This is a genomic window from Acidovorax sp. FHTAMBA, assembly GCF_038958875.1.
Taxonomy (GTDB): Bacteria; Pseudomonadota; Gammaproteobacteria; order Burkholderiales; family Burkholderiaceae_C; genus Acidovorax.
Genome location: NZ_CP152407.1, coordinates 3265471 through 3284360, shown reverse-complemented (window position 1 = coordinate 3284360; position 18890 = coordinate 3265471). Strand labels below are relative to the sequence as shown.

14 protein-coding genes are annotated in these 18890 nt (G+C 65.3%); 9 read left to right on the top strand and 5 right to left on the bottom strand.

Features of this window, described 5'->3' with window-relative positions:
* The first annotated feature begins 236 nt into the window (after positions 1-236).
* The 7 genes from pstS to phoR all read left to right on the top strand — a co-directional run bounded on the left by pstS (position 237) and on the right by phoR (position 7078).
* Positions 237-1262 (top strand): phosphate ABC transporter substrate-binding protein PstS, encoded by a 1026-nt coding sequence (pstS, locus tag AAFF19_RS15420; protein ID WP_182118447.1) that lies wholly within the window; start codon positions 237-239, stop codon positions 1260-1262.
* A gap of 110 nt (positions 1263-1372) precedes the next feature.
* A complete protein-coding gene (pstC, locus tag AAFF19_RS15415) occupies positions 1373-2362 on the top strand; it encodes a phosphate ABC transporter permease subunit PstC (protein ID WP_342720509.1) in 990 nt (329 codons plus the stop codon).
* Between the two features lie 41 nt (positions 2363-2403).
* Positions 2404-3258, top strand: coding sequence for a phosphate ABC transporter permease PstA (gene pstA / locus AAFF19_RS15410; protein WP_008906752.1), 855 nt, complete (start codon positions 2404-2406; stop codon positions 3256-3258).
* A gap of 56 nt (positions 3259-3314) precedes the next feature.
* A complete protein-coding gene (gene pstB / locus AAFF19_RS15405; protein WP_008906753.1) occupies positions 3315-4097 on the top strand; it encodes a phosphate ABC transporter ATP-binding protein PstB in 783 nt (260 codons plus the stop codon).
* Positions 4098-4188: 91 nt separating this feature from the next.
* On the top strand, positions 4189-4890 hold the full coding sequence (gene phoU / locus AAFF19_RS15400) for a phosphate signaling complex protein PhoU (RefSeq protein WP_008906754.1): 702 nt from the start codon (positions 4189-4191) through the stop codon (positions 4888-4890).
* 20 nt (positions 4891-4910) lie between these two features.
* A complete protein-coding gene (gene phoB / locus AAFF19_RS15395) occupies positions 4911-5618 on the top strand; it encodes a phosphate regulon transcriptional regulator PhoB (protein ID WP_008906755.1) in 708 nt (235 codons plus the stop codon).
* A gap of 113 nt (positions 5619-5731) precedes the next feature.
* Positions 5732-7078, top strand: a complete 1347-nt coding sequence (phoR, locus tag AAFF19_RS15390; RefSeq protein ID WP_182118451.1) for a phosphate regulon sensor histidine kinase PhoR — start codon at positions 5732-5734, stop codon at positions 7076-7078.
* Here the strand turns inward: phoR and AAFF19_RS15385 are convergent.
* From AAFF19_RS15385 to trxA, 5 genes are all read right to left on the bottom strand, one after another.
* The gene (locus AAFF19_RS15385; RefSeq protein ID WP_008906757.1) at positions 7032-8399 is read right to left on the bottom strand and encodes an MATE family efflux transporter; all 1368 of its coding nucleotides are present in this window, start codon (positions 8397-8399) and stop codon (positions 7032-7034) included. The two genes, phoR and AAFF19_RS15385, sit on opposite strands and share 47 nt — an antisense overlap.
* 21 nt (positions 8400-8420) lie before the next feature.
* Positions 8421-10121: a hypothetical protein gene (locus AAFF19_RS15380; RefSeq protein WP_342720508.1), complete on the bottom strand. Its 1701-nt coding sequence runs from the start codon at positions 10119-10121 to the stop codon at positions 8421-8423.
* Between the two features lie 106 nt (positions 10122-10227).
* Positions 10228-10482 carry a type B 50S ribosomal protein L31 gene (locus tag AAFF19_RS15375; protein ID WP_008906759.1) on the bottom strand — a complete coding sequence of 85 codons (255 nt, stop codon included), beginning with the start codon at positions 10480-10482 and terminating at the stop codon, positions 10228-10230.
* Positions 10483-10754: 272 nt separating this feature from the next.
* On the bottom strand, positions 10755-12017 hold the full coding sequence (rho, locus tag AAFF19_RS15370) for a transcription termination factor Rho (protein ID WP_008906760.1): 1263 nt from the start codon (positions 12015-12017) through the stop codon (positions 10755-10757).
* A 262-nt stretch (positions 12018-12279) separates the two neighbouring features.
* Positions 12280-12612, bottom strand: a complete 333-nt coding sequence (gene trxA, locus AAFF19_RS15365) for a thioredoxin TrxA (protein WP_008906761.1) — start codon at positions 12610-12612, stop codon at positions 12280-12282.
* Between the two features lie 109 nt (positions 12613-12721).
* Between trxA and AAFF19_RS15360 the strand changes: the two genes are divergently transcribed.
* On the top strand, positions 12722-15328 hold the full coding sequence (locus tag AAFF19_RS15360; protein ID WP_342720507.1) for a PD-(D/E)XK nuclease family protein: 2607 nt from the start codon (positions 12722-12724) through the stop codon (positions 15326-15328).
* A complete protein-coding gene (locus tag AAFF19_RS15355; RefSeq protein WP_342720506.1) occupies positions 15325-18804 on the top strand; it encodes a UvrD-helicase domain-containing protein in 3480 nt (1159 codons plus the stop codon). The genes AAFF19_RS15360 and AAFF19_RS15355 overlap by 4 nt, the downstream gene beginning before the upstream one ends.
* The last annotated feature ends 86 nt before the right edge of the window (positions 18805-18890 follow it).

Here is an 18890-nt window from a genome sequence, read left to right as displayed (position 1 = left end):
GGTAACGCGGCCGAGGGTGCTGCGCCCCGGCGCACACGGCTGCACCGCGTGCAGGCCACCAACTTCCTGAAATCCTGCGAGTTTCCAAAGCTTTCATGACAGCGCAGTGACGGTGTCACCGGGGTACAAGACGCCAGTTTTGTTGCGGTTGCCCAGAAATGTGGTTGTCACTGAATTGTCATTTTGGGTCTCTACAGTTCCCCCTGTTCCTGTTAACCCTAGCCGAAAGGTATCGAATGAAACGCACATTTCTCAAAACCGTCGCTGTAACGCTGGCCACGATGGCGGTCGGTAGCGCTGCCTTTGCGGCAGACATCACGGGCGCTGGCGCCACCTTCCCCTTCCCGATGTATGCCAAGTGGGCGGAAGCGTACAAGAAGGAAACCGGCACCGGCCTGAATTACCAGTCCATCGGCTCTTCCGGCGGCATTCGCCAGATCCGTGCCAAGACTGTGGCCTTCGGCGCCACCGATGCTCCCGTGTCCGGTGCAGATCTGGACAAGGATGGCATGGTGCAGTTTCCCGCCATCATCGGCGGTACGGTGCCTGTGATCAACGTCGACGGTTTCAAGCCCGGCGAACTGCGTGTAACCGGCCCTGTGCTGGCCGAAATGTTCATGGGGAAGATCAGCAAATGGAATGATCCCAAGCTCGCGGCTTTGAACCCCGGCAAGACACTGCCCGACCAGAACATCACCGTGGTGCACCGCGCCGACGGCTCGGGCACCACCTTCAACTGGACGGACTATCTGTCCGCCGTGAGCAAGGAATGGGCGGACACCGTGGGCAAGGGTGCTGCCGTGAAGTGGCCTGCCGCCTCCTCGGTGGGTGGTAAGGGTAACGAAGGTGTGGCCGCCAACGTGACGCGGGTGAAGGGCGCCATCGGGTATGTCGAGTACGCCTACGTCAAGAAGAACAACATGAACTTCCTGCAGCTGCAAAACGCAGACGGCAAGTATGTCAGCCCTGACGACAAGTCTTTCGCGGCAGCAGCAGCGGGTGCCGACTGGTTCAGCGTTCCCGGCATGGGCATCTCGATGGTCAATGCCAAGGGCGCAGAGAGCTGGCCTGTGAGCACGGCTTCGTTCATCCTCATGTACAAGGACCCTGCGGACAAGGCCCAGTCGGCCGAAGTGCTGAAGTTCTTTGACTGGGCATTCAAGAACGGCAAGGCCATGGCCGCCGAGCTCGACTATGTGCCGCTGCCTGACACCCTGACCGCCGAGATCCGCTCCAAAGTCTGGTCGCAGATCAAGAAGTAAGCAGTCTGCCCCAGAATACCCCCCATCGGCCGGCTGGTCTGGCCGATGGGTGCTGGTTTGTGGGGGTCTCCAGAAGCCAGATGGGAGTCAACATGAGCGTGGGAACCACCATGAGTTCGCAAACCGGGTCCGTCAAGAAGACAGACGCCCCTACCGAGTCGATGGTATCGATTGCAAGGCGGCAGCGCCTGCAGGACATCTTTTTTCATCGGCTCACCCAAAGTCTCTCGCTGCTGGTCCTTGCGGCGCTTCTGGGAATCATCGTCTCGCTGTTCATCTACGCCTGGCCGACCTTCCACAAGTTCGGTGTCCAGTTCATCTGGCGCGTTGAATGGGACATCCTCAATGAAGAATTCGGTGCCGCGATTGCCATCGTCGGCACCTTGGCCAGTGCCGGCATTGCGCTGCTGATTGCGGTGCCGCTGGCATTTGGCATTGCCCTGTTTCTGACAGAAACCTGCCCGGTCTGGTTGCGTCGGCCCCTGGGTACGGCGGTGGAGCTGCTGGCGGCCGTCCCTTCGATCATCTACGGCATGTTTGGCCTTTTTGTGTTCGCGCCGCTGTTTGCCGACTATTTCCAGATGCCTGTGCAGAAGCTGCTGGGCTCGATGCCGCTGGTGGGTTTTATGTTTGGCGGCAGCACGAACGGGTTCGGCATCCTCGCGGCGGGCGTGGTGCTCGCATTCATGGTGCTGCCGTTTGTGGCGGCTGTGATGCGGGACGTGTTTGAAATCGTCCCGCCCATCCTGCGCGAGTCGGCCTACGGGCTGGGCTGCACGACCTGGGAGGTGGTGCGCCGCGTGGTGCTGCCCTACACGCAAAAAGGCGTGATCGGCGGAATCATGCTGGGCCTGGGCCGCGCTTTGGGCGAGACCATGGCTGTGACCTTTGTGATCGGCAACGCCAACCGCATGCCGACATCGCTCTTCTCGCCCGGAACCTCGATCGCCTCGACGCTGGCCAACGAGTTTGGCGAAGCCGCCGACTTTCACCTCTCCACGCTGTTCGCGCTGGGCTTCCTGCTGTTCGTGATCACTTTCGTGGTGCTGTCAGCGGCCAAGATCTTGATGCTGCGCGCCGAAAAGGCCAAGGGCCTGTAAGCCCGCGCGGCCGACCATGAACCTCTTTTGAGACCAGCTCCATGGAATTCAACCAAGAACTCTACAAAAAACGCCAGCGCTCCAACGCCATTGGCCTCACCCTCTCCCTGGGGGCGATGGTGCTGGGCCTGTTCGTGCTGCTCTGGATCCTGAGCGTTTTGCTGTCCAACGGCTTTGCCGCTCTGGACTGGAACATGTTCACCCAGTCCACGCCCGCACCAGGCTCCGAAGGCGGCGGCCTGGCCAACGCCATTGTGGGCAGCCTGATGATGGTGGGCTTTACCGTGCTGGTGTCCACACCGATCGGTGTGCTGGCCGGCGTGTACCTGGCGGAATACGGTGACCAGAGCAAGACGGCCGAGCTCACCCGCTTCGTGACCGACATCATGCTGTCAGCGCCTTCCATCGTGCTGGGCCTGTTTGTCTATGCCATTGCGGTGGCTACGGTGGGCAATTTTTCGGGCTGGGCCGGTAGCCTGGCCCTGTCGCTGATTGCCGTGCCGGTGGTGGTGCGTACCACCGAGAACATGCTGCGCTTGGTGCCCGGCAGCCTGCGTGAAGCGGCCTTTGCCCTGGGCGCGCCGCGCTGGAAGGTGTCCACCATGGTCACGCTGCGGGCTGCGCGCAGTGGCGTGATGACCGGCCTGCTGCTGGCCGTGGCCCGCATCAGTGGCGAGACGGCGCCGCTGTTGTTCACGGCGCTCAACAACCAGTTCTTCAGCACCAACATGAACGCCCCCATGGCCAACCTGCCGGTGGTGATCTTCCAGTTTGCGCTGAGCCCCTACGAAAACTGGGTGCGCCTGGCCTGGGGCGGGGCGTTGCTCATCACGTTGTCGGTGCTGGTGCTCAACATCGTTGCGCGGGTGTTCCTGCGCGAAAAGAGCCGCGCCTGAGTGGGCGGCCCACCCAGCAGACACACCCAGACAGCCTCCATTTTCAGGAATTGACAATGAACGCCACCGCTACCCTCACCCCCAGCAAGAACGCGCTGGAACTGCGCAACCTGAGCTTTTTCTACGGCAAGTTTCAGGGCCTGCGCAACGTGAGCCTCAACATTGCCGAGCACAAGGTCACCGCTTTCATCGGGCCCTCGGGCTGCGGCAAGTCCACGCTGCTGCGCACGCTCAACCGCATGTACAGCCTGTACCCCGGCCAGCGTGCAGAAGGCACCATCAACTTCTACGGCCAGGACATTCTGGACCCCAAGCAGGACATCAACCTGCTGCGCGCGCGCATCGGCATGGTGTTCCAGAAGCCCACGCCGTTTCCCATGTCCATCTACGACAACATTGCCTTCGGCGTGAAGCTCTACGAGAGCCTGAGCAAAAGCGAAATGGACGACCGCGTGGAGTGGGCGCTGTCCAAGGCCGCCTTGTGGAATGAAGTGAAGGACAAGCTGCACCAGAGTGGCCTGTCGCTGTCGGGCGGCCAGCAGCAGCGCCTGTGCATCGCGCGCAGCGTGGCCGTCAAGCCTTCGGTGCTGCTGCTGGACGAGCCCACCTCGGCGCTGGACCCGCTGTCCACTGCCAAGATCGAAGAGCTGATCGACGAGCTCAAGCACGATTACACCATCGCCATCGTGACGCACAACATGCAGCAGGCCGCGCGCTGCAGTGACTACACGGCCTACATGTACCTGGGCGAAATGATCGAGTTCGGCGCCACCGAGCAGATCTTCTTCAAGCCCGAGCGCAAGGAAACCGAGGACTACATCACAGGCCGTTTCGGCTGATGGATGTTTGCTACTATATTTATAGCTACTGGCGCTTGATGGATAAGTGCTGGAGCCATATTTGATTCATAACCGTGAGGTTGTACACCCAATGCCAGACAAACACCTTTCCTCCCAGTTCGACAGCGAACTCAACAGTGTCTCCGCCCGTGTCATGGAGATGGGCGGCCTCGTGGAGTCGCAGATCCGCCAGGCGGTTTATGCGCTGTCGCAGTTCAGCCTGGAGGCGGTGGAAACCGTCGCTTCGATGGAAACCCGCATCAATGCGATGGAAATCGAGATCGACCAGGAGCTGTCTTCCATCATCGCCCGCCGCCAGCCCACAGCGCGCGACCTGCGCCTGCTGCTGGCCTTCTCCAAGGCCACGGCCAATCTGGAGCGCATGGGTGATGAGGCCAACAAGATGGCCCGCATGGTGCGCTCCATCATAGAAGGCGGGGCACCGCGCTCGCTGCCCTCGAGCGACCTGCGCACGGCAGCCGATCTGGCCTCTGGCCAGCTGCGCAAGACGCTGGATGCGTTTGCGCGCCTGGACGTCAAGGCGGCGGTGGCCATCCTGAAAGAGGATGACCTCATCGACAAGGAGTTCGACGGCTTCGTGCGCAAGCTCATCACCTACATGATGGAAGACCCGCGCACCATCTCGCCCAGCCTGGACCTGCTGTTCCTGGCCAAGGCCATCGAGCGCATCGGAGACCATTCCAAGAACGTGGCCGAGCTGATCATCTATCTGGTCAAGGGCAAGGATGTGCGCCACACTGCCCTCGACGAGATCGAGTCGGCCGTCTTGTAAGAAAGGGCGTTGGCACCGTTATGAGAAAACTCCCACGCGTCCTCATCGTCGAGGATGAACCTGCCATTGCCGAGCTGATTGCGGTCAATCTCCGGCACAACGGATTCCAGCCGTTCTGGGCGGAAGACGGTGACTCTGCCCAGCGCGAGCTCGATGCCGTGCTGCCGGATGTCATCCTGCTCGACTGGATGCTGCCGGGGCAAAGCGGCCTGTCGCTGGCGCGCAAGTGGCGTGCTGACAGCCGTACCAAGCCGATCCCGATCCTGATGCTCACGGCGCGGGGCGACGAGCCTGACAAGATCGCCGGGCTGGATGCGGGCGCGGACGACTACATCACCAAGCCTTTCTCCACGCAGGAGCTGCTGGCCCGCATCCGCGCCGTGCTGCGCCGCCGGGCGCCCGAGCAGGTCAGCGACAGCGTCACCATTGGCGAGCTGGTGCTTGATGCCGGCACCTACCGCGTGACGTTCCAGGGGCAGCCGCTCAAGGTGGGCCCCACCGAGTTCAAGCTGCTGCACTTCCTCATGAAGCATGCCGAGCGTGTGCACAGCCGTTCCCAGCTGCTCGACAAGGTCTGGGGTGACCACGTGTTCATCGAGGAGCGCACCGTGGACGTGCACGTCAAGCGGCTGCGTGAGGCCCTGGGCAGCGCCTCTGTGATGGTGGAAACCGTGCGGGGCGCAGGCTACCGGCTTACCGCCCAGCCCCAGGTTCAGTTGCAGGCCTGAGCGTGCAGGGTTCTGGCAACGGGGTAAATCTGTTTTGAGGGCGCGGGCCGGATGTCCTGGATGGGGCGCACAAGGGTGCGCCCCTGCTTTTATGAGAAGGCGTTGCTGACGGCATGCTGTGGCGTATTTCGTATTTCCTGCTCTGGCAGATAGCCGGTGGAGGGCTGGGTTGGTGGTGGCAGGGTGGTCCCTGGGGCGCGGCTCTGGGCGCCGCCCTGGCGGCGTGGGCGTGGTTTGTCTGGGATCTGCTGCGCGGCGCACGTGTGCTGCGCTGGCTGCGCACGGGCGACCTGACTGAAGTCCCGGCCATGCGTGGCATCTGGGGCGAGGCGGCAGACCGCGCACGGCGCCTGCTGCGCAGGCAGGAAGCACAGATTCGCGACAGCCAGGACCGCCTGCAGGAAATCCTGGCCGCGCTGCAGGCCACGCCCAATGGCGTGGTGCTGCTCGATGGGCAGGGCCGCATCGAATGGTGCAACCAGATCGCCGCGAGCCAGTTCGGGTTTGATGCGCAGCGCGATGTGATGCAGTCGATTGGCAACCTGGTGCGCGACCCCGAGTTCACGGCCTACTATGCCGCCCAGGACTTCTCCCACGACGTGGTGCTGGAGGGGCGCTTCAGCACGCCGTCGCGACCGGTGCGCATCTCGGTCCACCTGCACCCTTATGGCGATGGGCGCACCTTGCTGCTGTCACGCGATGTCACGGCACTGGAGCAGGCCGAGGCCATGCGGCGCGATTTTGTGGCCAATGTGTCCCACGAGATCCGCACGCCCCTGACGGTGCTGACCGGTTTTGTGGAAACGCTGCAAACCCTGCCCCTGAGTGCCGACGAACGTTCCCGCTACCTGGGCATGATGGCCCAGCAGGCGCTGCGCATGCAAAGTGTGGTGCAGGACCTGTTGACGCTGTCGCGCCTGGAGGGCAGCCCGCCGCCCGGCATGGCCGAGTGGACGCCAGTGCAGGCGCTGCTGCAGCGCTGCGAGGAGGAGGGCCGCGCGTTGTCCGCGCTGGTGACCCAGACCCAGCAGCGCCCCCATGCCATGGTGTTCCCGTCGACGGACGCCTTGCATGCCGAGGGGGACATTGCTGGTGTGCCCGCCGAATTGCAGAGCGCCCTGTCGAACCTCATCAACAACGCCGTGCGCTACACCCCTGCGGGCGGGATGATCACGGTGGCGTGGACCCGCAAGGAAGATGGCAGCGCGGTCTTTTCCGTGCAGGACACGGGGCCGGGCATTGCGCCCGAACACCTGCCACGGTTGACAGAGCGCTTCTACCGGGTCGACCGCAGCCGTTCGCGCGAGACCGGGGGCACGGGCCTCGGGCTTGCCATCGTCAAGCATGTGGTGCAGCGCCACGGTGCCACGCTGGACATCACCAGCACCTTGGGCAAGGGCTCGGTGTTCTCGGTCACCTTCCCGGCCAACCGTTTGCGTGGCTTTGCCCTGCCGGGCTGATGGCACGCCACAGCATCGCCAGGAACAGCGCTGCCGTGACCCACAGCGCCGCAGCGCTTGCTGCCCAGAAGGGGGTGGGCGATGGTGCTGCGGCCCAGGGGCCCAGTCCTTCGTAGGCCAGCAGGTAGCCGCCCCCCAGGCCCGCACCCCACAGCAGCACACAGTACACCACCAGTGGCGCCACGGTGATGCGGTAGCAGCGCAGCACAAATACACACAGCGTCTGCAGTGCATCGGCTGCGTGATAGGCCGCCACCCACACCAGGACCCCGCCCGTCAGGGCCACCACCGCGGGGTTGGCAGAGTAGATGCTGCCGATGTGATTTTTTGCTATTAATAAAATAGCTGCCAGCGCAATACCCATAAGCGCTGCGAGCCTGAAACCTATAAAAACCACCCTGCGGGCCTGTGCCGGATTGCCCGCACCCAGCCAGTAGCTGACGCGGGCGCTGGTGGCAATGGCCAGTGACAGCGGCACCATGTACAGCACCGCCGCCACGTTGGCGGCGATCTGGTGGGCCGCCGCCGAGGTGGTGCCCTGGCGCGCGATGAACAGCGCCATCAGCGTGAACGAGGTCACTTCCACCATCACCGCCAGCCCGGCCGGAATGCCCAGGCGGGCAAATCCCGCAATCGTGGGCCAGTGCGGGGGCTCCATGCGGCGCCATATGCGCAGGGGCTCATAGATGTCTTGCGTGCGCAGCAGCCAGAAGGCCAGCGCAAGCATGCTGCAGTTGACCACGAGGGTCGCCCAGGCGCAGCCGACCACGCCCTGCGCGGGCAGGCCTGCGCCACCAAAGGTGAACCAGACCGAGAGCGGCAGCTTGATGAACAGTGAGCCCACCTGCAGCCAGGTGACGAGCTGGGGCCTGCCCAGCGCCTGGTTCAGGGTGCTGTAGATGCGAAAGAGCAGGGCCGGTGGCAGCGCCAGGGCGAGCACGGCGAGGTAATTTTCCACCTCGGTGCGCAGGGCTGGCGGTACCTCGGTCCAGCGCAACAGGGGCCCCGGGGACAACAGGATGGCCATGCCCACCAGCGAGGCTGCTGCGCACAGATACAGCGACTGCCGCAGCGACCGTCCCACGCCATCGGTCTGCCGGGCACCGCGCAGCTCGGCCCACACGGGCAGCAGCGCCTGCAAAACGCCAATCAGCGCCACATACACGCTGATGAAAATCGCGCTGCCCACCGACAAAGCGGCAAGCGAGGCCTCTCCGTGGCGCCCGGCGACGATGGTGTCCGTCACGCCAAACGCCATTACCGCCAGCTGCCCCGCCAGCACCGTGATGGCATGGCGCGAAATGGTCGACAGCTCTGACATTACGCCGATGTCATGCGGGCATCAGCGTGCAGATGCCACACGGCGGAACACCAGAAGATGCTCGTTCTTGTCGGTCGGTCGGGCGATCTTGGCGCGGACCTCCCAATGCGCTGCATTCACCATGCGCTCTGAAGCAGGCCAGGAGGCGATATCGGCCACCAGCCAGTCACACTCGTCCTGCAGGCCCGCGCGCTGCAGGACGAGGTCGCCATGGTATTGCAACGCTGCCACCTGCGAGCGGCTCAGTCCCACGGTCTGCACACACCCTGGCGATGTGCCCAGCGCCGCCGTCACGCCGCTGATCTGGGCGCGGTAACTGCGGGCGTAATCCAGCAGCGGGAGCCAAAGGGTCATCAGCAGCAGCCAGCCCAGCGCAGCGCCGCTGGCGGGCAGCACCAGGCTCTTCCAGATGGGCGCCCGGTTGCGTGACGCGCGCCACCACACCAGAGTGAACCAGCCCACCGTAGCGGCCAGGGCCACCACCAGGGCCAGGGCCGAAAACTGCGGCACAAAACCCGGGGCCAGCTTGGCCACATTGGCCGCAGGCTTGGCGGGCACGCCGGTCTGCATGGCAATCCAGATCACCCAGATCGCCAGCGCAGAAATGGTGAAGAACAGCAGCGTGAACCAGTCGATCAGCGCCCCCACGCTGCGCTTCAGGGTGGGCAGCGCAAACGCTGCCAGTGCCGCCAACGCCGGTAAGCCCAGCAGCAAGGCCCTGTCTGCCGGGCGCGTGGTGAGGGTGGCTGCGATGGACACCGCCGAGAACCACAGCGGGAGCAGCAGGTGACGGTGCCCCTGGGCGCTGATGATCTGCTTGCGCCAGCGCCAGAGCGTCCACAGCGCCAGGGGCCAGGCCGGCCATCCAAACCACAGCAGAAGCCGCGCCAGGCTCTGCCATTCCTTGCCGCCGGAGCCGGAATCGACAATTCGCCACCCCCAAAGATCCAGCCCCCATGCGATCAGGGCGGCCACAAAGGTCACCGAAGCCACGGCCAGTGCCCAGCGCCAGCGATGGTCGGTGTCACTGCCGGGCGCCCACACCACCACCGCCATACTGCCCAAGCCCAGCAGCGCCGCCAGCGCCGGCCCCCCCGCCAATGTCAGACCGACTATCCCCGTGACCAGCGCGAGGGCGGGCGCAACGGTGCGGTGGGGCATGGCCGCCACAGAGAAGAACACCATTGCTGTGCAGCTCAGCTGCACCACATAACCCGTGGTTTCATGCGATAGCTGCGCGAGGCCCAGGCAGGCAATCAGCGCCAGCAAGCCTCCGTCAGCAATAGCGCGGGCATAGTCGGCGGGAGTGGCTTCACCCCCGAACGCGAAAGCCACAGGCTGGGCGCCAGGGCTGCGAGCGAGGTAGTAAACGCCATACCAGGTGGCCGCAAGGGTGATGACCAGCAGGAACGCAAACGGCAGGCGAACGGCCATGTCGGCGGTAACCCACGTGGGCGCCAGCTTGATTGCCCAAGCGCCCAGCCAGTACGGCAAAAGCCCTTCGGTGTCGGGGGGCATGCCGCCGAGCAGCGGGTTCAGCCAGGGAGTGCGGCCCTGGGCCAGCTCCAGCATGTATCCGAACGCCGTGACATCCGCACTCTTCCAGGGGTCACGCCCCACAAAGCCGGGAACGACGTAGGCAATGCACAGCAGAATCAACGCCCAGCGCGGCAGGGGGCTGACAGCGTTCTGGGTAACGATGGCGGGAGTGGGTAGATTCACGCGTCAGGCGGTGGCACAAGCGAAGCCACCGAGAATAAGGGCAAAACCAAACAAAAAGGCAGCCCGGTTGCCCGGGCTGCCTTTATGGCGGGAACGCAAGCGCGAATTACTTCGCGGCGGTCTTGCCGAAACGGTTGCGGAAGCGCTCGACGCGGCCACCCATGTTGTCCACCGACTTTTGCGTGCCGGTGTAGAAGGGGTGCGATTCAGAGGAGGTGTCCAGCTTGAACAGCGGGTATTCCTTGCCTTCGAAGGTTTCCATTTCCTTCGTGTTCACGCACGAGCGGGTCACGAACTTGAAGCCGTTGGACAGGTCCGAGAACAGGACTTCGCGGTAGTTGGGGTGAATGCCTTCTTTCATGATCAATCCTTGTCAAGTGCGGGAGCCGCGCTGAACCCGGAGCAACCTTTGCGCCGTGGAACATCCAACGTACTTTCCGCAGAAAAAGCCCTCTATTATTGCACAGGCGGTTTGATGGCATTTTCGCGACGGCCCGCAACGGCTGAAACTGGCAATGCCTTGGCCAGAACCGCCGCGCAAGGTCCGCCCCGCCGCGCTGGCGGTATCCCCCTTCCCGAACTGCGTAGCAATTCGAGAGAAGGGGGAAGGCGCGAAAGCGCCTCAGGGGGTTGTCACCCTCCGCGTCGCATCATGTCGAAGAAGTCCACATTGGTCTTGGTGGCCTTCATGTTCTTGATCATGAGCTCCATCGATTCGATTTCGTCCATGTTGTACATGAACTGGCGCAGGATGCGGGTCTTTTGCAGGATCTCGGGCGCCAGCAGCAGTTCCTCGCGGCGCGTGCCGCTCTTGTTGAGTTCGATGGCGGGGAACACGCGCTTTTCATACAGGCGGCGGTTCAGGTGGATTTCGCAGTTGCCCGTGCCCTTGAATTCTTCAAAGATCACTTCGTCCATGCGACTGCCGGTATCGACCAGTGCCGTGGCGATGATGGTGAGCGAGCCGCCTTCCTCGACCTTGCGTGCGGCGCCAAAGAACCGCTTGGGGCGCTGCAGTGCGGCGGCGTCCACACCGCCCGACAGCACCTTGCCGCTGGAGGGCACGACGTTGTTGTAGGCGCGGGCCAGGCGGGTGATGGAGTCCAGCAGGATCACCACATCCTTTTTCAGTTCGACCAAGCGCTTGGCACGCTCGATCACCATCTCGGCCACGTGCACGTGGCGGGCGGCGGGCTCGTCGAAGGTCGAGGCAATGATTTCGCCCTTGACGGTGCGCTGCATTTCGGTCACTTCTTCAGGGCGTTCGTCCACCAGCAGCACCATCAGGTGCACGTCAGGATTGTTGGCCGTGATGGCGTGGGCGATGTGCTGCATCATCACCGTCTTGCCGCTCTTGGGCGGTGCGACGATCAGCGCGCGCTGGCCGCGGCCGATGGGCGCGATGATGTCGATGATGCGGCCGGTGATGTTCTCTTCGCTCTTGATGTCGCGCTCCAGCCGCATGTGCTCCTTGGGGAACAGCGGCGTGAGGTTTTCGAACATCACCTTGTGCTTGTTCTGCTCGGGCGGGCCGTCGTTGACCTTGTCGAGCTTGGTGAGGGCAAAGTAGCGCTCGCCATCCTTGGGCGTGCGCACTTCGCCTTCAATCATGTCACCCGTGTGCAGATTGAACCGGCGCACCTGGCTGGGCGAGATGTAGATGTCGTCCGTGCTGGCCGTGAAGCTGGTGTCGGGGCTGCGCAGAAAGCCGAATCCGTCGGGCAGGATTTCCAGAACCCCATCGGCAAATACCTGCTCGCCCGCCTTGGCGCGCTTCTTGATGATGGCAAACATCAGCTCCTGCTTGCGCATCCGGCCGGTGTTCTCGATTTCGAGTTCTTCGGCCTGCTTCAGGACTTCAGACACGTGCAGTGCCTTGAGTTCGTTTAAGTGCATGGAATGACTCCTTGGCGGAGCGGGTATGAATCTGGGGGAGGAGGGCTGGTGCCGGATGGACTGCTGTTTGCAGATCCGGCGCGCCGGGGATCTCGGTCCGGCTGCCAATGCGTGCAGGCCGGTGATCTGAAGGAATTATGACAGGAAAAAAAGCGGGAGATTCACGGGATCCGAATTCGGTCTGTGTCTGGCGCTGCAATAGGTGTCGTGAAAACAGACAACCCCGCGTGCATGGGGGCAGGCGCGGGGTTGTGGGTGCGGATCAGGCGAGTTGTTGATCAATGAAGGCGGTCAGTTGCGCCTTGCTCATGGCGCCGACCTTGGTGGCGGCCAGCTGGCCGTCCTTGAACAGCATCAGTGTGGGAATGCCGCGAATGCCGAACTTGGCGGGGATCTCGCGGTTTTCGTCCACATTCATCTTGGCGATCTGCAGCTTGCCCTGGTAGGTGCCAGCCACTTCGTCCAGGATGGGGGCAATCATTTTGCAGGGGCCGCACCATTCGGCCCAGTAGTCCACCAGCACGGCGGAGCCGGGTTGCAGCACGTCGGCTTCAAAGCTGGCGTCAGAGACATGTTTGATGAGTTCGCTGGCCATGGCGGATTCCTTGATTTTGAGCGGGTTGTGACCGGTGTACGTTTAAAGTCTGGGCATTGTGACAGAAACCAATCCCACGTTCACCGGTGTGGCCGGGCCTTGCGACGCTATGACAGTCATAGCGAAAAGCGATCAAACCAGTGGGTTTGCTGTCGCCAGCACCGCCTTGTGGCAACGTGCTCTGGCCCAGGTGGCCGCACATGCCCAGGCCCATGGCGCCCATTTGGCGCGCACAGTGGTGTTGGTGCCCTACGCCCAGCTCATGCCCTGGGCCCAGCGCCACTGGGCGCTGCAGTTTCCGCAAGGCTTTGCGCCGCGCTTTGAAACCACCCGCAACTGGGCTCGCCAGTTGCAGGTGTTTGAGCCTTCGGCCGACGACTTTGCGGGCGACGTGGCGCGCGACACCCTCACGGCGCGCGCCTTGCTCGATCGTGTGGGGCAGGGCGCCCAGCGCGAGATGCTGGCCACGCCCCTGCAAGAAGCCGCCGCCCAACTGGCCCCCGCCGTGGCCGCTGTGCCCCCGGCGCAGCGCGCGGCCTGGGGCGACGAGGCCCGTAAACTGCTGGCCACCGCCGATGAAGGCAGCAGTCTGCATTACGAGGCCCTGGTGGCGCGCCTGGCGCTGGAATGGGTGCTGGCCTCACGCCACGCCACCGATGTGCTGTTCGAGCCCGGTGTGCGCGCGGCGGTGGATGCGCTGGTGGTGCTCGAAGGTTTTCAGTCCGACGCGCTGCCCCAGGCCCTGCTGGCCCATTGGTGCGAGCAGGGGGCTTGTGTTGCGCTGCCAGCATTGGTCGATGAAGCTCCCGCGCCGCCAAAACGCTCTCTGCATGCCGCCACCGATGCCGAAGACGAAGCCCACCGCGCCGCTGCCTGCGTGCTGGCCCACGTGCGAGATGGCCGGGTGCCCGTCGCGCTGGCCGCCACCGACCGCGCACTGATCCGCCGCGTGCTCGCTCACCTGGACAGCAGCGGCGTGCTGGTGCGCGATGAAAGTGGCTGGATACTCTCGACCACACGCGCCGCTTCGCGGGTCATGGCCGCGCTGCAGGCTGCGGCGTGGAACGCCTCATCCAACGCGGTGCTGGACTGGGTCAAACACACCCCTGCGCTGATGCCGGGCGATGTGAATCGCCTCGAGCAATGGCTGCGCAAGGGCGTGGTGCAGCACTGGAGCGCCGCCGCCGCGCGGGATCTGAGTGCGCAGCCCCACCTGGCCCGCACCGTGGCCACCGTGGAGGCCTGGCGCGACACCCTGCGCACTGCGCGCCCCCTGGCGCAGTGGCTGCCCGCCCTGCGTGTCGTGTTGGAGCAGGCCGGCCAGTGGCAAGGCCTGCAGGCCGACCCCGCTGGCATGCGCGTGCTGGCCGCCTTGCGCCTGCAAGACGGCCAGCAGGCCGAGTTGGACGCCTGGGGCGACAGCGCGGGCCGGCGCATGACGCTGGCCGAATTCACCCGCTGGGCCAAGGACGTGCTCGAAGCCGGGCGCTACGTGGCCGCGCAGGCCGCCGATGCTCCCGTGGTGGTGGTGCCCCTGCCGCAACTGCTGGCCCGTCCCTTTGCCGCCGCCGTGCTGCCGGGCTGCGATGAAAAGCGTTTGCAAGCCGCACCGGAGCCTGCGGGCGACTGGTCGCAGTCCCAGCGCGAGGCCTGGGGCCTGCCCACACGCCAGTCGCTGGAGGCCGCCCAGCGAGCCGCCTGGGCCCACGCCCTGCGCACACCCGTGGTGGACGTGCTGTGGCGCACCGGCGATGAGGGCGGCGAGCCCCTGCTGGCCAGCGCCCTGGTGCTGGCCCTGCAACTGGATGGCGCCGCTACACCCGGCACGGACGACCGTGCGGCCCGTGCCGTGGCCGCCACCCCAACGCTGCGTCCCCAGCCCGTGGGCCAGGCACTGCCGGTGGCGCACCTGTCGTCCACCGCGTATTCCGACCTGCGCCATTGTCCGTACCGCTTCTTTGCCCAGCGCCAGCTGGGTCTGCGCGAGGCCGACGAACTGGATGCCGAAGTGGACAAGCGCGACTTTGGCAACTGGCTGCACGCCGTGCTGCAACACTTTCACGAGGCGTTGCTGGCTGAGCCCACCGACCACCTGGATGAGCGCCGCAACCGCATGGACGCCGCCGCCGAGGCTGTCACCCGCGAGCAACGGCTGCAAGACGGAGACTTTCTGCCCTTTGCCGCAGGCTGGGCGCAACTGCGCGACGGCTACCTGCAATGGCTGGCAGGGCATGAGCAGCAGGGCGCGATGTTCCGCCAGGCCGAGGTCAAAGCCCGCCAGCCGCTGGGCGATCTGGAACTGGTCGGCACCATCGACCGCATTGACGGCGTCTCGTCCACCGGCGAGCCCACGGTGCTGGTGATCGACTACAAAACCGAAAGCGACAGCGTGACCCGCCAGCGCATCAAGAGCGGAGCGGAGGACACGCAACTGGCCTTCTACGCCGCCCTGCTGAGCCACGACACCCTGCGCGCTGCCTACGTCAACGTGGGCGAGCGCGGCGAGACGCAAATGCACGAACAGGACGAAGTGGTGCACCTGCGCGATGTGCTCATCGAAGGCATCCAGCACGACATCGCCCGCATCGCCGCCGGTGCGCCGCTGCCCGCGCTGGGCGAGGGCTCGGTGTGCGAGTTCTGCGCCGTGCGCGGCCTGTGCCGCAAAGACTACTGGGCGGACGCTGAACAGGCGTTGCCCGTGCAAGAGACGCCATGACCGTCAGCATTTCACAACCCACCCAGGCCGCCTACGAACACAACGGCCGCCCCGTCTCGCGCGAGGCCTTCTATGCCATTGCCTGCGACCCCGCACGCAGCGTGGCGGTGGAGGCCTGCGCGGGTGCGGGCAAGACCTGGATGCTGGTCTCGCGCATGCTGCGGGCGCTGCTCGATGGCTGCGCGCCGCACGAGATCCTGGCCATCACCTTCACCAAAAAGGCGGCGGGCGAAATGCGCCAGCGCCTGCAAGAATGGTTGGAGCAGTTCAGCCACAAGCCGCTGGAAGAGCTTACGGCCGAGCTGATTGCACGCGGAATCAGCCCCCAAGGCGCGCTGGAAAAGCGCGAGGCGCTACAAAATCTATACCGCCAGCTGCTCGAAGCGGGCCGCCCGGTGCAAATCCGCACTTTCCACAGCTGGTTTGCCGCGCTGCTGGGCACAGCCCCGCTGGCGCTGCTGCAGCAACAGGGCCTGCCCGCGCACTTTGAGCTGCTCGAAGACGATGCAGAGGCCGTGCGCGAAGTCTGGCCGCCGTTCCTGCAGACCGTGGCCGAGAGCGCCAGCCTGCGCGCCGACTACGAGGCCGTGGTGGCCCGCCACGGCCGCTCGCAAACCCACAAGGCCCTGGCAGCGGCGTTGGCCAAGCGGGTGGAGTTTGATCTGGCCGACGAGGCGGGCGTGGTGGATGCATCCGTGCCGCCGTTCCAGCAGGCCTACCCCGATCTGGCCGCGTTGGCCGAGCCCGCCGAGGCCCTGCAGACCGAAGCCGCCCTGCAACGCTGGCGCAGCCGCGCCAGCGCCCTGGGCGCCGAGGCCAACAAGACCCCACAGAAGGCGGCGGACGCCATCATCGACGCGCTGGCCTGTGCCGACCTGAACCAGCGCCTGGACATGCTGCGCAAAGCCATGTTCGTCGCCAAGGAAGACCGCCTTTCCAAAAACCTGGAGAAATTCCCTGCAGCGCAAGAGGCCGAGCCTGAGCTTCAGCGACTGCTTGTGGCGCGCCGCCAGCACGAGGCCTGGCAACACCAGCAGCGTATGGCCCGGCTGGCGCGTTGCCTGATTGCGCAGTTTGTGGCCGTCAAGCAGCAGCATGGCTGGGTGGACATGAACGATGTGGAGCGCACCGCCCTGGTCATGCTGGCCGACCCGGTGCTCAGTGGCTGGGTGCAGGAGCGGCTGGACGCGCGCATCCGCCACTTGCTGGTCGATGAGTTCCAGGACACCAACCCGCTGCAGTGGCAGGCGCTGCACGCGTGGCTGTCCGGCTATGCGGGCTCGGGCGGTGGTTCGGCCGCGCCCAGCGTGTTCATCGTGGGCGACCCCAAGCAGAGCATCTACCGCTTTCGCCGCGCCGAACCACAGGTGTTCATCGCTGCGCAGGCGTTTGTGCGCGATGGGCTGCGCGGCGACCTGCTCAGCTGCGACCACACGCGCCGCAACGCACAGGGCGTGATTGCCGCGGTCAACGCCGTCATGGGCCAGGCCCAGGCGCAGCAAGAGACCAGCGGCTTCCGCGACCACACCACCGAATCCAAACACGCGGGCCAGCTGCTGCGCCTGCCCGCCATCACCGACGCGGACGACGACAGCCAAGGCGCAGGCCGCGACCCCCTGGCCTGGCGCGATAGCCTGACCGAACCCCGCCACGAGGCCGAAGAAACCCAGCGCATGCGCGAGTGCACCCAGGCCGCCGCCTGGGTGGCCGCGCAGATCGCCAGCGGCACCCCGCCCAAAGAGGTGTTGGTGCTGGCCCGCAAGCGCGACCGCCTCGCCAGCATGCAAGACGCCCTGCGCGCTCTGCACCTGCCCTGCGTGCAGCCCGAAAAGGCTGACCTGTTCGACGCACCCGAGGTGCAGGACATGGTGGCGCTGCTCGACGTGCTGGTTTCGCCCACACACGACTTGTCTTTGGCCCGCGCGCTCAAGTCGCCCCTTTTCAGCCTGGGCGACGACGCCCTGGTGGCCCTGGCCGTGCTGCGCCGCCAGCCGGAACATGCGGGCTGCAGTTGGTTTGAGTTGCTATTAAAAAGTGAGCTGCTTGCGCTTGATTTGAAAGCGCTGGGACCTGTTTTGACTCAATACCAAGGCTGGGTGAGTGGCCTGCCGCCGCACGATGCGCTGCATGCCATCTACGAGCACGGCGACGTGCTGGCCCGCTTCGCCGCTGCTGCCCCGGTCACCCAGCGCCAGGCAGTGCAGGCCAACCTGCGCGCGCTGCTGGCGGCATCGCTGCAGCACGACGGCGGCCGCTACCTCACGCCCTATGCGTTTGTGCGGGCCATGAAGAAGGGCGGCGTGCGCGCGCCCGGCCGGGCGGATGCGCAGGCCGTTCGCCTGCTGACGGTGCACGGCGCCAAGGGGCTGGAGGCCGACTGCGTGCTGCTGCTCGACACCGACACCCGCCCGCAAAAGGCCGAGACCATGGGCGTGCTGGTGGACTGGCCTGGCGAGCAGACCGTGCCCTCGGCCTTCGTCTTTCTGGCCAGCGAATCGAACCCGCCGCCCAGTGCAGAGGCCGCGCTGGCCGCCGAGCAGCAGGCCCGCAGCCGCGAGGAGTTGAACATGCTCTACGTGGCCATGACGCGCGCCAAACATTGCCTGGCGCTGTCGTCCGTGCAACCCGGCAATTCGGCGCCGGGCAGCTGGTGGAACCGACTGGCACCACTGGTGACCGAGGTGGACGCGGGCGCGGCCCCAGCGCCTTCCGCTGGAGCCGGTGCGACCCCCGACACTTTCACCATCGCCGCGCTGCACCCCCTGCCCGAAGCCCTGCAAAGCGCCCGCACTAAACCGGGTGCTGCAGCCGCCGACCCCACCAGTGCTACGCCCGTTGCCATGCCTGGCGACGCCGAGTCCACCCCCCTGTCACGCCAGGGTGACGCCATGCACCAGCTGCTGGAGCAGGCCGGTGTGGCCGGTGCCCCGCTGGCCGACCTGCGCGCCCACGGCTGGCCTGCTGCGCGCATCGCCCGGCTGGTCAGCGACCACGACATTGCCCCTGCAGCGGCCGAGTTGGCAGCCCGCATGGCACAGGGCATCCTGGCCGGGGAGGGCGCCTGGGCGTGGGACCCGGAGCAGGTGCAGACCGCCATCAACGAAGCCCCGCTGCATTACCAGGGCCAAAGCCTGCGCATCGACCGGCTGGTGCTGCGCCGTGCCCTGTCTGCAGATGACGCCATGGCAGGCTGGTGGGTGCTCGACTACAAAAGCGCCGCCCAGCCTCAGCGCCAGCAAGCGCTGGTGGCGCAACTGCAGCGCTACCAAGAAGCCGTACAGGCCCTGATGCCGGGCGAGGCCGTGCACGCGGCCTTTCTCACAGGCGATGGGCGTTTGGTGCGGGCAGGGGGCGGGCCCACCCTTGCCGCCGTCGGGCATACTCTCGCCCCCGCTGCGCCGGATGCCTTAGCAAAGCCCGAGCGTCCGCGCCCCGCGCCGGGGCCTTCAGATTCTGCGCAAGGCTCTTTGTTTTGACCCGCACCCAGGGCTTCCAACCCGCGCAACGCCCCCACTTTTAGCAAGGTTCTCCCGTGTCTCACACCCTTTCTCCTTCCGATTCA

Coding starts and splice junctions, on each gene's coding strand:
- phoR (WP_182118451.1), top strand. CDS start 5,732: ATGCTGTGGCGTATTTCGTATTTCCTGCTCTGGCAGATAGCCGGTGGA.
- pstA (WP_008906752.1), top strand. CDS start 2,404: ATGGAATTCAACCAAGAACTCTACAAAAAACGCCAGCGCTCCAACGCC.
- phoB (WP_008906755.1), top strand. CDS start 4,911: ATGAGAAAACTCCCACGCGTCCTCATCGTCGAGGATGAACCTGCCATT.
- trxA (WP_008906761.1), bottom strand. CDS start 12,612: ATGGCCAGCGAACTCATCAAACATGTCTCTGACGCCAGCTTTGAAGCC.
- phoU (WP_008906754.1), top strand. CDS start 4,189: ATGCCAGACAAACACCTTTCCTCCCAGTTCGACAGCGAACTCAACAGT.
- AAFF19_RS15375 (WP_008906759.1), bottom strand. CDS start 10,482: ATGAAAGAAGGCATTCACCCCAACTACCGCGAAGTCCTGTTCTCGGAC.
- pstC (WP_342720509.1), top strand. CDS start 1,373: ATGAGTTCGCAAACCGGGTCCGTCAAGAAGACAGACGCCCCTACCGAG.
- AAFF19_RS15360 (WP_342720507.1), top strand. CDS start 12,722: ATGACAGTCATAGCGAAAAGCGATCAAACCAGTGGGTTTGCTGTCGCC.
- AAFF19_RS15385 (WP_008906757.1), bottom strand. CDS start 8,399: ATGTCAGAGCTGTCGACCATTTCGCGCCATGCCATCACGGTGCTGGCG.
- rho (WP_008906760.1), bottom strand. CDS start 12,017: ATGCACTTAAACGAACTCAAGGCACTGCACGTGTCTGAAGTCCTGAAG.
- pstS (WP_182118447.1), top strand. CDS start 237: ATGAAACGCACATTTCTCAAAACCGTCGCTGTAACGCTGGCCACGATG.
- pstB (WP_008906753.1), top strand. CDS start 3,315: ATGAACGCCACCGCTACCCTCACCCCCAGCAAGAACGCGCTGGAACTG.
- AAFF19_RS15355 (WP_342720506.1), top strand. CDS start 15,325: ATGACCGTCAGCATTTCACAACCCACCCAGGCCGCCTACGAACACAAC.